The sequence below is a fragment of the Flavobacterium frigoritolerans genome, assembly GCF_025847275.1.
In the GTDB taxonomy this organism is placed as follows: Bacteria; Bacteroidota; Bacteroidia; order Flavobacteriales; family Flavobacteriaceae; genus Flavobacterium; species Flavobacterium frigoritolerans.
Genome location: NZ_JAOZEV010000002.1, coordinates 332,638 through 348,603 on the forward strand (window position 1 = coordinate 332,638; position 15,966 = coordinate 348,603).

The following is a 15,966-nucleotide window of genomic DNA, read 5'->3' on the forward strand; positions in this document are numbered from 1 at the left end:
GGACTTTAAGACTTTTGACTTTAGACTAATTTAATCTGCTATATTAGGATTCAGCCATTTCATGGCTTTGTCTGTTGAAATACTTCGGCGTTTGGCGTAATCTACAACTTGATCTTCTTTTATTTTTCCTAGTCCAAAATATTTACTTTTCGGGTTTCCAAAATAATATCCTGATACTGATGATGCTGGCCACATTGCCATACTCTCCGTTAGGGTAACTCCTATTTCTTCTTCTACATTTAAGAGTTTCCAGATTGTTGGTTTCTCTAAGTGATCTGGACAAGCAGGATATCCTGGCGCAGGACGAATCCCTTTATAATTTTCTTCGATTAAATCTTCTGTCGAAAGTGATTCTTCAGCATCGTAACCCCAGAAATCTTTACGAACTTCTTCGTGAAGATATTCGGCGAAAGCCTCAGCAAAACGATCAGCCAATGCTTTTACCATAATCGAATTATAATCGTCTAAATCTTTTTCAAATTCCGCTGCCCATTCGTCTACACCAAAACCAGTTGTTACACAAAATGCTCCCATGTAATCGGTAACTCCTGAGTCTTTCGGCAAGATAAAATCCGACAATGCTATATTTGGTGCTCCTTTTGTTTTTTGTGATTGCTGTCTTAAAGTCAAAAACTTCTCCAGCAATTTTCCGTTTTCATCACGTAATTCGATATCGTCATCATCTACCTGATTCGCAGGGAAGATTCCGTAAATACCTTTAGCGGTTAGTTTTTTCTCCGCCAAAATTACTTTCAACATTTCATGAGCATCTGCAAAAACCGAAGTGGCTTGTTCTCCAACTACCTCATCAGTTAAAATTGCTGGATATTTCCCGAACAATTCCCATGTTCTAAAAAAAGGTGTCCAGTCGATATACGGAACCAAAACATCTAGTTCTACTTCAATTACTTTTGCACCTACAAACTTTGGTTTGATTGGTGTGTATTCCGTCCAATCCAATTGTAATTTGTTTTTACGTGCTTGCTCAATTGTCAGGAAGTTTTTATCTCTTGAACGATTTAAAAACGTTTCTCTAAACGCATCATAATCTGCACGAATGTCGCTTGCATATATTTTACGGTTATGATCTAATAGGTTTCCAGCCACAGTCACAGCTCTTGAAGCATCGTTTACGTGAATTACAGTTTCTCTATATTGTGGTGCAATTTTCACGGCGGTATGCGCACGCGAAGTCGTTGCTCCACCAATCATAATCGGAATTTTAATTCCTTGTTTGTCTAATTCTTTTGCCAAATACACCATTTCGTCAAGCGAAGGAGTAATTAGTCCGCTTAAACCAATAATGTCAACATTATGTTCTATAGCAGCTGCAATAATTTTTTCTGGAGGCACCATTACACCTAAATCTACAATCTCATAATTATTACAAGCCAATACCACCGAAACAATATTTTTACCAATATCATGAACATCACCTTTTACAGTAGCCATCAATATTTTTCCATTCCCTTGTTTGTCTCCGGCTTGTTTACTTGCTTCAATATAAGGTAACAAATAAGCTACGGCTTTTTTCATTACACGTGCCGATTTTACCACCTGAGGCAAGAACATTTTTCCGCTTCCGAATAAATCACCTACGACATTCATTCCTGTCATTAAGTTAATTTCGATAACTTCAATAGGCTTTACCGCTGCTTGGCGAGCTTCTTCGACATCTATTTCTATAAAGGCATCAATACCTTTTACCAATGAATGTGTGATACGTTCCTGAACGGTTCCTAAACGCCATTCCTGAATCGCTTTTTCATCTGATTTTACTTCGCCTTTTACATTCTCTGCAAAATCCAAAAGTCTTTCGGTCGCATCGTCACGTCTGTTTAAGATAACATCTTCTACGTGTTCTAATAAATCTTTAGGGATATCATCGTAAATCGAAAGCATCTCTGGATTTACAATTCCCATTGTCATTCCGTTCTGAATAGCATGGTATAAAAACACCGAGTGCATCGCTTCACGAACGTGATCGTTTCCTCTAAATGAGAATGAAACGTTACTTACTCCACCACTGATATGTGCATGTGGCAAGTTATCACGAACCCATTTTGTCCCTCTAAAAAAGTCCAAAGCATTCAAGCGGTGCTCTTCCATTCCGGTTGCAACGGGGAAAATATTTAAATCGAAAATAATATCCTGAGGTGGAAAACCAACTTTATCTACTAATATATCATACGAACGTTGACAAATCTCAACTCTACGCTCAAAATTATCTGCCTGACCTACTTCGTCAAAAGCCATAATAATTGCTGCAGCTCCGTATCGTTTAATTAATTTGGCATGGTGAATAAAGGCTTCTTCGCCTTCTTTTAAAGAGATTGAGTTTACAACACTTTTACCTTGAACTACTTTTAGACCTGCTTCGATGATTTCCCATTTCGAACTGTCAATCATAATCGGCACTCTCGAAATATCAGGTTCAGATGCTATTAAATTCAGGAATTTTGTCATTGCCTGAACTCCATCAAGCATTCCTTCATCCATATTAATATCGATGATTTGTGCTCCTCCTTCTACTTGTTGTCTTGCAATATCAAGTGCCTCGTCATACTTCTCTTCCTTGATTAGACGAAGGAATTTTCTTGAACCCGTAACATTTGTACGTTCACCAATGTTTACAAAAACACTAGTTGGCGTAATAATTAATGGTTCTAATCCTGCTAATACAAGGTCTCTTCTATTTTCTGCCATTTCTTTTTTTAATTTTCAACGGAATAAATTCCGTAGCTACAAATATGTTGTTCCTATGGAACTTTTATTTTAACGTCTTGCTTGTCCTTGCGAGGAACGAAGCAATCACATTCTACTATTTCACAATCTTACTTTGGGCGTGTCCCTCTGGGTCAGGCTATCCGCTATTAGTCCTCGCTCTTCCTTTGTCAGGCTGTGGGCTAACCGCTTCTATCCCTCACGCAAATTTCGGTTTGATGAATTCTTTTATAAATTCATTTTCATCACTCAATAGATAGCGTAGATTTACCAAAATTTCCACCAAGGTTTTACGCTTTCTACATTATTTGTTTTTTTTCCTATATTCCAAAAACTATCATCAAACTTTTCTGGAATATATTCTTTTGTTAATTCATAACCATAAGGATAAACACCATCCTCAAGTCCATTTTGTATTCTTTTAATTATTCTTTGACCAGGCCAACAAACCATTCCATTAGGAAATTCAATAGAAAAATTAATTTCTCCATGCGGGTCTTTATCATCCGTAATCAATTTAGAACCTGAAACATTTTTAATTAAAGTTTCTGCAACATAAGAAGAAATCGAAAATATAATACCACCATAGTTTTTCGACAATCTTCCTCTACGTTTTGGTCTACCATCGACTAAATTTTTTTCAAAAAAAAGATCAATTTCCATTAAGCTTGCGATTGAAAAATCTAATTTGTATCCATCAACTTCAAATGCCTTAATGATCCAGTCCGATTGTTTTCTTATGTCCTCCTTTAATGTTCCCATTTATTTTTAAGTTACCGAGTTACTTTAAAACATCTATCTGTAATCTATACAGCATAAATTAAAATACCATGCTATCGTGTTAACATTTATACCTGCAAGGTTTTAAAAACCTTGCAGGAAATGAAACGTTTTACACCAAAACCGGCGCTACTCTCGGTTTATAATCTTTTGCTACTTCGGCAATTAATCTAATATGCTCTGGAGTTGTTCCGCAACATCCTCCGATGATGTTGATTAAATTATCTTCTAGATATTCTTTAATAAATGCTTGTGTTTGTTCTGGTGTTTCATCATACTGTCCGAATGCATTTGGTAATCCTGCATTGGGGTGTGCCGAAACATTAAAGCTCGTATGTTGTGCTAAGGTTTTAAGGTAAGGTTTCAATAAATCGGCTCCTAAAGCGCAATTGAATCCTACACTCAATAACGGAATATGTGATACCGAAATCAGGAAAGCTTCAACCGTTTGCCCTGAAAGTGTTCTTCCTGAAGCATCGGTAATCGTTCCCGATACCATGATTGGAATATCGATATTACGTTCTTCTTTTACCTCTTCGATTGCAAAAAGTGCTGCTTTAGCATTTAAGGTATCAAAGATGGTTTCTACCAATAATAAATCACAACCTCCATCCATTAAGGCTTCTACTTGTTGCTTGTATGCAATTCGCAAATCATCAAAAGTTACTGCTCTGTATCCGGGGTCGTTTACATCTGGGGACATACTTGCCGTACGGTTTGTTGGCCCAATTGAACCTGCAACAAAACGTGGTTTATCTGGATTTTTGGCTGTAAATTCATCAGCTACTGCTCTCGCAAGTTTAGCCGATTCGTAGTTTAATTCGTAAACGTACTCTTCCAGAAAATAATCAGCCATCCCGATTGTTGTTCCCGAGAATGTATTGGTTTCTACGATGTCGGCACCCGCTTCATAGTAAGCGGCGTGGACATCGCGAATTGCTTGTGGTTGTGTTATGGATAGTAAATCGTTGTTTCCTTTTAGGGGATGTGGAAAATCTTTGAAACGTTCTCCTCGAAAATCTTCTTCAGAAAAATTATAGCGTTGCAACATGGTTCCCATTGCTCCATCAAGGATTAGGATATTTTTTTTTATTGCTTCTTGAATTGTTATCGACATATGTTTTTATCTTTTAGCTACTAAGGCACTAAGGCTCTAAGTTGCTAAGTTTTTTATTAAATTATAATTTCGATTTTAAACCCTGTCGGGTTTATTACGATATTTTGATTCACATTAACTCCAAAAATTCACTATCACAGCTTTTTAGCCCCGAGTGCAGCGGTATCCTTTTTTTCTGGGGTTCAGAAAAAAAGATATAGCGGAAAGCGGGAATGTTATGGGCAAAAATGCGCCAATAATTCGCTTCTGATACTGAAATTCATTCAGTTAATATCGATAAGTTTGTCAAGAAAAGTTTTGAGAAATACATTGCTGTATTATGTGTTATCTATCTTTAATACTGTAAATGTATAAAGTAGAATGTAGCACCTTCTTTATGATAAAGGGTTGCTAAGGTTTCAATGGGTCTATCCCTCCGCCTTTCGTGATAACTTTCAATAAATATATGAACAGTGCAAAGTAAAGACATAGAGTCAACAATTGCAAGTATTTTTTAAAGATTCTGAGGGACTAAGTAACTAAGGCTCTAAGTTTAATGCTTTGCTTATATTAAAAGCTCCAGCATTGCTTAATATTTATAGAAACGAATATCCGTTAAACCAAAGCTCCATTGGCGCGATATCTTATTATGGTAATACAATATATCACCCCGCTGGGGTTTCTCTCCATAAATGTCTTAATTTCTATAAATATAATATCCCTCTGGGATTACACATTTTTAACTTCTCAATCTACTAACAAAAAAGCCCAAACTAAAAATAGTTTGAGCTTTATTTTTTTTTTGATCTAAGAACCTCAGTTACTTAGTCCCTTAGCAACTTTAAGATTAAACTATTGCTTTAACAACAGCTTTTGGAGCTTCTTTACGAGTTCCGTCAAATCCGTCTACACCTGAAACAGTAGTATATTTAAGTACATATTTTTTACCCGGATTGATAATTTGATATGCAGCCTGACACATTAAAGTTGCTTCGTGGAATCCACAAAGAATCAATTTTAATTTTCCTGGATACGTATTAACGTCTCCAATGGCAAAAATTCCCGGAATATTGGTTTGATAATCTAATGCATTATTTACTTTAATTGCATTTTTTTCGATATCTAATCCCCAGTCTCCGATTGGACCTAATTTTGGTGTTAATCCGAAAAGTGGAATAAAATAATCGGTTTCGATAGTTCGGTGTGCTCCGTTTTCTTCGATAACAAGTGACTCAATATGCTCTGCACCATTGATTCCGATAACTTCTGCTGGAGTAATTAATTTAATTTTCCCCGCTGTTTTTAATTCTTGTACTTTTTCTACTGAATCAAGAGCTCCTCTAAATTCATTTCTACGGTGAATTAAAGTCACTTCTGAAGCTACATTTGAAAGGAATATACTCCAGTCTAAAGCTGAATCTCCTCCTCCTGCAATTACAACTCTTTTATCTCTAAATTTCTCTGGGTTCTTGATGAAGTATTTTACTCCTTTATTTTCATAAAACTCAATATCTTCAATAAGTGGCTTACGTGGTTCAAAACTTCCTAAACCTCCTGCAATAGCAATAACTGGCGCATGAAATCTAGTTCCTTTATTTGAGGTTACGATAAAACTTCCATCTTCTTGTTTCTCGATTGTTTCTGCTCGTTCTCCTAATGTATAACCTGGTTCAAATTGCTTAATTTGCTCTTGTAGGTTATCAATTAAGTCTCCTGCTAAAACTTCTGGAAATCCAGGAATATCATAAATAGGTTTCTTTGGATATAATTCTGAAAGTTGCCCACCTGCTTGTGGTAAAGCATCTAATATATGGCATTTTAATTTTAACAATCCTGCTTCAAAAACGGCAAATAAGCCAGTCGGCCCTGCTCCTATTATAAGTATGTCTGTTTTAATCATTTTATTGTTGTTTATAATCATTCTTAATAAATACAAAGAAACAAATAATTTATACTATTTTCAATGATTTTTATCATTGATTTCTTTCTTTGCTCAAAAAAATCTATTGTGTGTTTTTTAGTGAGGCTGTAATCTCATTCATTCTTTTAACCTTTTCTTCAAAATCACCTTTTAGGGTTTTCCTATAGTCATTTAGGTTTTCAACCATTTTATTAATATCTTCAGGAATAACTTCTTCGAAAAATTCTCGAAGCCTTTTGGCTGTTGTTGGTGATTTTCCATTAGTAGAAATAGCAATCTTTACATTTCCTTTGGTTACGATTCCACCTAAATAGTAGTCACATAAATCTGGCGTATCGGCAATATTACAAATGAGATATCTTTTTTGTGACAAATCATATATCCTTTTATTTACTAACAAGTCGTCGGTACAAGCAATAACCATATGCCGTTTCTTTAGCATCTTTTTCTTAAACTTTGATTCTGTTAATTTAATCGAAGAATGCTGTTCTGCCAATACTTTAATATCAAGATGAAAGTGTGGAGCAACAACCTCAACATTAGCATTGGGGCTTGATTTTAATAAAAAAGAAAGTTTCTCTAATCCCACATTTCCACCACCTACAATAAGCACATTCAGCTTATGCAGTTTTAAAAAAATAGGATATAATTCGTTTCTTTCCATTACAATTGAATTTTATTTGATACAAATTCCTCGTAAAACCCTTTTAACTTACTGCTTTCTCTAACTACTTCTCCAATGATAATGATCGCTGGTGAACCTAGTTTGTTTTTGGTAGCTATTTGCTGAATTGTGTTTATAGTTCCAATTCCCACTTTTTCTTCTGGAGTTGTTCCGTTTTGAATAATCGCAATCGGAATTTCTCCTTTTGATTCTTTTTGAAACAAAGCTACTATTTGTGATAGTTTACTCATGCCCATCAAGATAACTACTGTGGCTGATGATTGTGCTGCAAGAGCAACATCTGATGATAGTTTTCTATCTGATGTTGTCCCTGTAATTGCCCAGAAACTCTCTGAAACTCCTCTTTTGGTTATCGAAATTCCCTGATATGCAGGAACTGCAATTACCGATGAGATGCCAGGCACAACAAATGTAGGGATTCCAAAACTCTCCACGTATTCTATTTCTTCGCTTCCACGACCAAACACAAACGGATCTCCTCCTTTTAGTCGTACTACATTTCCATAAGTTAATGCATTGTCGACTATTAATTGGTTAATCTGGTCTTGTGTGTAGGCATGATTTCCTATTCGCTTGCCAACAAAAATTCGGATTGCATTTTTAGGTGCATACTCCAAAATTTCTTCATTTGCCAAAGCATCATACAAAACCACATTTGCTTCAGCAAGTGCTTTTACACCTTTTAAAGTTATCAAATCCGGATCTCCCGGACCTGCTCCAACTAAAGTTACTTTGGGTTTTACTGTATTAAGCATTAGCTAAATCTTTGGCTCTATATTTTTCGATGGTATCAAAAAATGAAATTCCTTCTTGGATGTATTGTTTTGCAAATGCTTCTGAAGGCTCCACTTTATTGATTTGATAAACTAATTCTTTAAATGTTGTTGGCAATTCTATTTTAGAAGTTGCTACAAAAACAGTATCAAACAAATCAACAATTCCTGCGTGATTGTTAGTTTTTTCATCTTCTGAAAGTAACAATGCTTTAGCACCATTTACAAATCCTGCGTAAGCATGATAAATAGCATCTGACCATTTATTTTCGTCGAATGATTCTTGTGCAAACGTTAATTTGTCTTTTGCTTCTAATAATAAAGTGGCAACTAAATCGATAACAACTCCTGCACATTCTCCTACTCCAACTGCTTTTACGTAGTTATCGGCATTACCCCAATCTACAAAATCAGCTTCGGTTAGATTGGTTACATCTGCGAAAGGTTTTAAAATTTCATAGAAGTATTTTTCACCTTTTGCATCGTAATAATTCAAGAATTTTTCTCCGTTTGCATTGGCATCAAAATCATTTAAGATGGTACGCAATGCATCTGGTCCTCTACGGCTTGGAATTTTGATTACTTTATCAGCAAAACGTCCTGCTCCATTTCCTAATTTTCCTCCTCCCAATAAAACTTGTAACGCTGGCGCTACTAATTTTCCTGAATTGATTGACATTCCCTGAAACCCGATTGCTGACATATTGTGTTGTCCACAAGCATTCATACAACCACTAATTTTTATTTCGATTTCGTGATTATTGCTATATTGAGGATATTCGGCATTTAAAACTTTTTCCAATTCTTCGGCAATTCCGGTACTACTTGCAATCCCAAGATTACAAGTATCTGTACCCGGACAAGCTGTAATATCGGCAGTTGAATTATACCCTAGATTTACAAAACCTAGCTTTTCTAATTCCTGATAAAAGAAGGGCAGATTTTCTTCTTTTACGTGACGTATTACAATATTTTGACGCAATGAAAAACGCAATTCATTTGCCGCATAATTTTTAATTAAATCAGCTAACAGTCTCGCTTTATCAGTATAAAAATCTCCTAATAAAACTTTGATACCGATAGCATAATAACCATCTTGCTTTTGAGCAATTACGTTTGATTTCTTCCAAACTTCATAAGCTGCTGTATCTTCAATAGTAACGGATGGAACTGTTAATAACGGCTCTGGAATTGGTGCATCAAAAGCGGTTGTATCAATTTCATACGTTTCAAAAGCGATTGCTTTTTTCTCTTGTTCAACCAAATTCATAAAAGTATCTCTACCTATTTCTTTGATTAAAAATTTTAAACGTGCTTTCATTCTTTTGGCGCGTTCTCCGTATCTGTCAAAAATACGAATCACTCCTTCTGCTGTTGGAATAATTTGGTTAGCAGGTACAAATTCCGAAAGTAATTCAGCATGTGCTGGTTGCGAACCTAATCCTCCACCTAACATTATTTTGAAACCACGAACGCCATCTACAATTTTTGGAATAAATCCTAAATCGTGTAAATAACTCAAAGCGGTATCTTCATCTGATGATGAGAACGAAATTTTGAATTTACGTCCCATTTCCTGACAAATAGGATTTCTTAGTAAATACTGAAACAAAGCATGTGCATAAGGCGAAACATCAAATGGTTCGTTTACATCAACACCTGCCAATTCGCTTGCAGTAATATTACGAACGGTGTTACCACAAGCTTCACGCAAAGTAACATCGTCTTTGGCTAAATTTGCCCAAAGTTCTGGAGTTCTGTCTAAACTTACATAGTGAATCTGAATGTCCTGACGTGTTGTAATGTGCAAACGTCCTGTAGAATATTCATCAGAAACTTTAGTAATACGTACTAATTGCTCGCTGGTAACTTTACCAAAAGGCAATTTAATACGAATCATTTGAACGCCTTCCTGACGTTGCCCGTAAATTCCACGTGCTAAACGAAGACTACGAAAACGTTCATCATCAATTTTTCCTCCACGGAATAAGTGAATCTTTTTTTCTAAATCGATAATCTCTTTCTGAACTATCGGATTTTCTATTTCTGTTCTAAAACTTTCCATTTCTTTTTTTGCTTTAGGCTTTTTTTATTTTCTTGCTTTAGGCTGTAAGCTATATGCTATAAGCTTTTAAATAACTCGTTATACATTTTCGCTTAAAGCTTACAGCCTAAAGCATATTGCAGGAAATTATCGAATAAACCCTACTCCTGCAGTTGTATTGGTTGCGGTATCAATAAGGATAAAAGCTCCGTTTGATTTATTGTCATTGTATGCATCAAAATACAAAGGCTTGCTTAATTTAATACTTACTTCTCCTATTTCGTTTATTGCTAACTGAGTTGCTGGTGTTGTACCTGAATAATCGGTTGCGATTGTATTTTTGATACTTTCTACTTTTGCCAAAACTCTGTTTGTATTATGCTGAACGATATATTTTGTTCCCGGAACTAACTTTTTAGAATCCATCCAACAAACTGTTGTTGTTATATCCTTTTCTATTTTTGGAAGTTCAGATGATTTTACAATCATATCTCCTCTGGTAACATTGATATCATTTTCTAATTCAATTGTGATTGATGAACCTGCAATTGCTTCGTCAAATTGTTTATCAAAAAAGTGAATATTCTTTACTTTAGATTCTGTTAAAGAAGGTAAAACTGTTACTGCATCTCCTACTTTAATTGAATTTCCATATAGTTTACCAGCATATCCTCTAAAATCATGGTACTCTTCTGTCTTTGGGCGAATTACTGTTTGAACTGGAAAACGGGCTTGTCCTTTTTCAAAAACATCTGTTGGCTCTAAAGCTTCTAAATGTTCCAAGACAGTTTGACCTGTATACCAAGGCATATCTTTAGATTGATCAACTACGTTTCCTCCGTTGATTGCACTTAATGGAATGTAACTTACGTTTTGTTCCTTAAAAGTACTTTTAGCATTTAATGCCTGAAAATCGGCTTTGATTTTATTATAAACTTCTTCTGAATAATCGACTAAGTCCATTTTATTAATCGCCACAATTACCTCTTTTACTCTCAATAAATTATTGATAAAAAAGTGACGGTAAGTTTGCTCGATTACTCCTTTTCTAGCATCAATTAAGATGATTGAAACTTGCGAAGTCGAAGCTCCCGTAACCATGTTACGCGTATACTCTACGTGACCCGGAGTATCTGCAATAATGTAACTTTTCTTTGCTGTCGAAAAATAAATATGCGCTACATCAATCGTAATTCCTTGTTCTCTTTCTGCAACTAATCCGTCAGTTGCAAGTGAAAAGTCTAAGTAATCGTATCCTTTTAATTTGCTGCTTTTTTCTATTGCTTCTATTTTATCTGTAGTCAATGACTTTGTATCATACAATAATCTTCCGATTAAAGTACTCTTTCCGTCATCTACGCTTCCTGCTGTTGCTATTTTTAAAACTTCCATTCTATATTTTTTGTTTCAGGTTTTAAATTTTAGTTTAAAGTTGACTCCCTTTAAGCTAAAGTTTAAATCTGTATTTTTTTTGTTTTTCCGATTTCGTTTTTAATTACTATCTGAATTGCATTTATAATTCACAATTGATAATTATTAAAAGTATCCTTGTTGTTTTCTTTTCTCCATTGCTGCTTCAGAACGTTTGTCATCGATTCTGGCTCCTCTTTCAGAAATTGTTGATGTTCTGATTTCTCCAACTACTTCTTTAATTGTTGCTGCATACGAATCAACAGCTGCGGTACATGTCATATCTCCAACAGTTCTAAAACGAACGATTCTTTCTTCAATTTGTTCGTCTTCTTCTTGATATACATATGGAGAATGTGACCAGATTAATCCGTCTCTCAAGAAAACTTTACGTTTGTGTGAAAAGTAAATAGATGGGATTTCGATTTTTTCTTGTTCGATATAACTCCATACATCCAATTCTGTCCAGTTAGAAATTGGAAAAACGCGTACGTTTTGTCCATTTTCAATTTTTCCATTCAAAATATCAAATAACTCTGGACGTTGGTTTTTCTCATCCCATTGACCGAAATCATCACGAACTGAAAAAATACGTTCTTTTGCTCTTGCTTTTTCCTCATCTCTACGTGCACCACCAATACAAGCATCAAACTTAAATTCTTCGATTGCATCCAAAAGTGTGATTGTTTGCAAGCTGTTTCTACTAGAATACTTACCTGTTTCTTCTACCACTTTTCCTTCATCGATAGCATCCTGAACATTTCTTACGATTAATTCTAATCCTAATTCTGCAACCAATTTATCTCTAAATTCTATTGTTTCAGGAAAATTATGTCCTGTATCAACGTGCAATAGTGGAAAAGGTATTTTTGCAGGAAAGAATGCTTTTTGTGCTAAACGCACTAAAGTAATCGAATCTTTACCTCCCGAAAAAAGTAAAACCGGTTTATCAAATTGAGAAATTACTTCTCTAAAAATGTATATCGCTTCGCTTTCTAAAGCATTTGTTTTTAATACTGAACTCATTGTTTTTTGTTTCAAAGTTTAAAGTTTAAAGTTTCAGGTTTAACAACCTCATCTAAAAACTTTTAACCATTATTATTTTTTATTCTATTCTCTTACCTCTCTATTCTTTCTTAGCACTATGCAAACCACATTCTTTATGACTTGACTCCCACCACCATCTTCCGGCTCTAATATCTTCATCTGGCAAAATTGCTCTTGTACATGGTGCGCATCCTATACTTACAAAACCTTTTTTATGTAATGCATTTTGAGGCACACTATGTTCTTGTAAGTAAGCTTCAACTTCTTGTAATGACCATTTTAATAATGGATTGAATTTTATTATTTCGAAGTTGGCATCGTATTCAAACAATTCCAAATCATTTCTATTCTCTGATTGTTCGGCTCTTAATCCTGTTATCCAAACTGCATTTCCTGCCAAAGCTTTTCTAAGAGGAACGACTTTACGGATAAAGCAACATTCTTTTCTGTTCTCTACCGAGTCATAAAAACTATTTGGCCCTTTTTCTTTTAGTAAACTCTCTACAGCAGTTGCTTCTGGAAAATAAACCTCAATTTGTTTTTTATACTTTTTTAATGTTCTATGAAAAACATCGTATGTTTCCTGAAACAATCTTCCTGTATCTAATGTAAAAATGGTAATTGCGATATTATTTTTAGCTATAAAATCGGTAATAACCTGATCTTCCTGACCAAATGAAGTCGAGAAAACCACTTTGTCTTTGTATTCATTAGCCAAAAATTCTAATGTTTCTTCTAGAGAAAAATCTTTTGTTTTAGCTAATAAAGTTGTAATATTTGTTGCACTCATATTCTTAGTTTTTCTAAAAAATTATTACAATAATTTAGATAATGTTTTTAAACTCAAAAGGATAATTAATATTCCTACCGCCACCATCATTGGTTTTCTTTTTATTTTATTCACTAAAAAAGCAGCAAGAGGAGCCGCAATTACGCCACCTAAAATTAAACCTATAATAACTTGCCATCCGTGGATTCCTCCAAAAAGCATAAATGTTACACCACTTGCAAATGAAACTGCAAACTCGGCTGCATTTACCGATCCAATTGTATAACGAGGATTTCTTCCTCTACCTAACAATGTCGAAGTTACGATTGGTCCCCAACCACCACCTCCTACAGCATCCATGAATCCTCCGAAGGTTGCCAAGATTCCAAGACGTTTGGTTTTCTTTTTAATTATTGTTTTATTTAATGCTTTTCTAATAATTATTACCGCCAACACTATCATATAAACCGCTATGAATGGTTTTATAACATCTCCGTCGATTACATCTGATAGTAAATAAGCTCCTGTAATCGAACCTAAAACCCCTGGAATCAATAAATTCTTGACTAATTTTTTATTGATATTCCCAAACTTATGGTGTGATATCGCCGATGCTCCTGTTGTAAACATTTCTGCTACGTGAACTCCTCCACTACTAATTACTGGAGAAACTCCGTAAGCTAATAAAAAAGAGGTTGATGTTGCTCCGTAACCCATTCCTAATGTACCATCTACCAATTGTGCAAAAACTCCAATTAAGAAAAATATTAAAAATTCTTGGTTGAATCCATCTAGAAAACCTTGCCATGAAAATTCGGCATGATGATTATAAATAAGTACCAAAATCAAACCCAACAATAAGGCAGCAGGAATTATAACCCATAATTTTTTTGAAAACGACTCACCTGATTTTATTGCTACGGTATCTAACTTCAGCTCTTTCTCCATACACCTAATTTATTCTTTTTTAATTTTAAAATCCATTACCCTATCGGGTTAGTAGATTACAATGCAAAATTACTACTTATTTCTAAATATCAAAATAATATTTGATTTTTTTACATCTCTAATTATCTATAAGTTACACATAATACCTTTAAAAAAAATCTATAATCCCTCACAGTATATTATAAACCAAGTTTCACTGCCCATTTGTGATATTTCTCTTAAAGTCTACCATATCTATAGGATTATCGTGAAATTGTTATTATTTTTACCCAAATTTTATTTATGGATTTCCAAATAGGTCTTGTTATTGCAGGTTTAGTCGTTGGTTTTATAGTGGGATTAACAGGTGTAGGAGGTGGCTCATTAATGACTCCTATTTTATTATGGTTTGGTATTCCCCCTACAACAGCAGTTGGTACTGATTTACTATACGCAGCTTTTACCAAAATGGGAGGCGTATTTGTTCACCATAAAAAAGGAAATATCAACTGGAAAATTACAGGTTGGCTTACCTTGGGTAGTGTTCCTGCTTCTTTACTTACTTTGTGGATTTTAAATAGTATTAAAACGGATATCACAACAATAAATGCAGTAATAAAATATAGCTTAGGATGGGCATTACTTTTTACATCGATTGCTATTTTATTCAAAAAAAAATTATTGGTATTTTCTCAAAAACACGCTGGCGATAAATTCCACAACGAAAGCGATACACAAAACATGTTAACCATTGGGATTGGTGTATTATTAGGAGCAACCGTAACACTAACATCAATCGGAGCTGGAGCTTTAGGTACCGTTACTTTATTTTTCCTCTACCCTCTTTTACCTACACCACGCTTGGTAGGTACTGAAATTGCACATGCTGTACCTTTAACTCTTGTTGCTGGAATAGGTCATGCCTCAATGGGGAATTTAGATTTAACTTTATTAGCTCAGTTATTAATGGGATCACTTCCTGGGATTTTCATGGGAAGTATGTTGAGCGGGAAAGTGCCTGATTTATTTCTTAGAAATGCTATTGCAGTAATGCTTTTTTTAGCGGGATATAAATTAATTTTTTAATTTCTTCAAACATATAAGTGATATAAGTTCACTTAAAAAAAACTTATATTTTTAAGGTAACACTCATATTGCCTTACATGACTTATGTGGTTAAAATTTTCTTTAAAACGCAATATCTGCCAATGAGTTATTCTCTAAAACTTTTAGTGTATTATCTCTAACTTCTGTCATTAAACGTCTTGCTGCACAAGTAGTTTCATCATCGCAGTCGTCACATTTTTCATAAAAGTTATGACTCGCACACGGTAGCAATGCAATAGGTCCTTCGAGAATACGATATACTTTGGCCATACTGATATCTTTTGGGTCTTTTATCAGATAATAGCCTCCACCTTTTCCTTTTTTAGCACCAAGGAATCCCGAATTTCTAAGTAATAACAAAATACTTTCTAAAAATTTAATCGAAATATGTTCGCTTTTAGCGATTTCAGCAATTTGCACAGGCTCGTTATTTTCACGCCTGGCCAAATATGTTAAAGCCTTGATTCCGTATTTAGTTTTCTTTGAAAGCACTTATATAAATTTTAGATTGTAGACACTATATGTTTTTCTGCAACAAAAATAGGTTTTTTGAACGAGAAAAATAACTGAATGAATAATCAAGTCCTACTAAATTAGTGTAGTATAAATAAAAAACGATTTTTAACTGCATAAAAGCTACAGTTGAAAATCGTTTTTTTATGTTATAATCAATTGCAGACTTT

13 protein-coding genes and 1 riboswitch are annotated in these 15,966 nt (G+C 34.5%); of the genes, 1 reads left to right on the forward strand and 12 read right to left on the reverse strand.

Features of this window, described 5'->3' with window-relative positions; translation table 11 throughout:
• Nucleotides 1–30: 30 nt before the first annotated feature.
• The 11 genes from metH to OIU80_RS04135 form a co-directional block, all read right to left on the reverse strand.
• The gene (gene metH / locus OIU80_RS04085) at nt 31–2,706 is read right to left on the reverse strand and encodes a methionine synthase (RefSeq protein ID WP_264285774.1); all 2,676 of its coding nucleotides are present in this window, start codon (nt 2,704–2,706) and stop codon (nt 31–33) included.
• 285 nt (nt 2,707–2,991) lie between these two features.
• Nucleotides 2,992–3,486, reverse strand: a complete 495-nt coding sequence (locus OIU80_RS04090; protein WP_264285775.1) for a hypothetical protein — start codon at nt 3,484–3,486, stop codon at nt 2,992–2,994.
• Nucleotides 3,487–3,616: 130 nt separating this feature from the next.
• Nucleotides 3,617–4,621: a homocysteine S-methyltransferase family protein gene (locus OIU80_RS04095; RefSeq protein ID WP_264285776.1), complete on the reverse strand. Its 1,005-nt coding sequence runs from the start codon at nt 4,619–4,621 to the stop codon at nt 3,617–3,619.
• Nucleotides 4,622–4,942: 321 nt separating this feature from the next.
• A riboswitch (SAM riboswitch) is annotated at nt 4,943–5,055 on the reverse strand.
• A gap of 392 nt (nt 5,056–5,447) precedes the next feature.
• The gene (locus tag OIU80_RS04100; protein WP_264285777.1) at nt 5,448–6,500 is read right to left on the reverse strand and encodes an NAD(P)/FAD-dependent oxidoreductase; all 1,053 of its coding nucleotides are present in this window, start codon (nt 6,498–6,500) and stop codon (nt 5,448–5,450) included.
• 103 nt (nt 6,501–6,603) lie between these two features.
• On the reverse strand, nt 6,604–7,185 hold the full coding sequence (locus OIU80_RS04105; RefSeq protein WP_264285778.1) for a precorrin-2 dehydrogenase/sirohydrochlorin ferrochelatase family protein: 582 nt from the start codon (nt 7,183–7,185) through the stop codon (nt 6,604–6,606).
• Nucleotides 7,185–7,961, reverse strand: coding sequence for a uroporphyrinogen-III C-methyltransferase (gene cobA / locus OIU80_RS04110; RefSeq protein WP_264285779.1), 777 nt, complete (start codon nt 7,959–7,961; stop codon nt 7,185–7,187). The genes OIU80_RS04105 and cobA overlap by 1 nt, the downstream gene beginning before the upstream one ends.
• The gene (locus tag OIU80_RS04115; protein WP_264285780.1) at nt 7,954–10,044 is read right to left on the reverse strand and encodes a HEPN domain-containing protein; all 2,091 of its coding nucleotides are present in this window, start codon (nt 10,042–10,044) and stop codon (nt 7,954–7,956) included. The genes cobA and OIU80_RS04115 overlap by 8 nt, the downstream gene beginning before the upstream one ends.
• A gap of 126 nt (nt 10,045–10,170) precedes the next feature.
• Nucleotides 10,171–11,415, reverse strand: a complete 1,245-nt coding sequence (locus tag OIU80_RS04120; RefSeq protein WP_264285781.1) for a sulfate adenylyltransferase subunit 1 — start codon at nt 11,413–11,415, stop codon at nt 10,171–10,173.
• A gap of 144 nt (nt 11,416–11,559) precedes the next feature.
• Entirely contained in the window at nt 11,560–12,459 is a 900-nt protein-coding gene (cysD, locus tag OIU80_RS04125) for a sulfate adenylyltransferase subunit CysD (RefSeq protein ID WP_264285782.1), read from the reverse strand.
• 100 nt (nt 12,460–12,559) lie between these two features.
• On the reverse strand, nt 12,560–13,270 hold the full coding sequence (locus tag OIU80_RS04130) for a phosphoadenylyl-sulfate reductase (protein WP_264285783.1): 711 nt from the start codon (nt 13,268–13,270) through the stop codon (nt 12,560–12,562).
• Nucleotides 13,271–13,294: 24 nt separating this feature from the next.
• The gene (locus OIU80_RS04135) at nt 13,295–14,197 is read right to left on the reverse strand and encodes a sulfite exporter TauE/SafE family protein (protein WP_264285784.1); all 903 of its coding nucleotides are present in this window, start codon (nt 14,195–14,197) and stop codon (nt 13,295–13,297) included.
• Nucleotides 14,198–14,479: 282 nt separating this feature from the next.
• Here OIU80_RS04135 and OIU80_RS04140 point away from each other — a divergent pair, with 282 nt between their 5' ends.
• Nucleotides 14,480–15,262: a sulfite exporter TauE/SafE family protein gene (locus OIU80_RS04140; protein ID WP_264285785.1), complete on the forward strand. Its 783-nt coding sequence runs from the start codon at nt 14,480–14,482 to the stop codon at nt 15,260–15,262.
• Between the two features lie 102 nt (nt 15,263–15,364).
• Here the strand turns inward: OIU80_RS04140 and OIU80_RS04145 are convergent, their stop codons facing one another.
• Entirely contained in the window at nt 15,365–15,775 is a 411-nt protein-coding gene (locus OIU80_RS04145) for an RrF2 family transcriptional regulator (protein WP_035619819.1), read from the reverse strand.
• Nucleotides 15,776–15,966 lie beyond the last annotated feature (191 nt).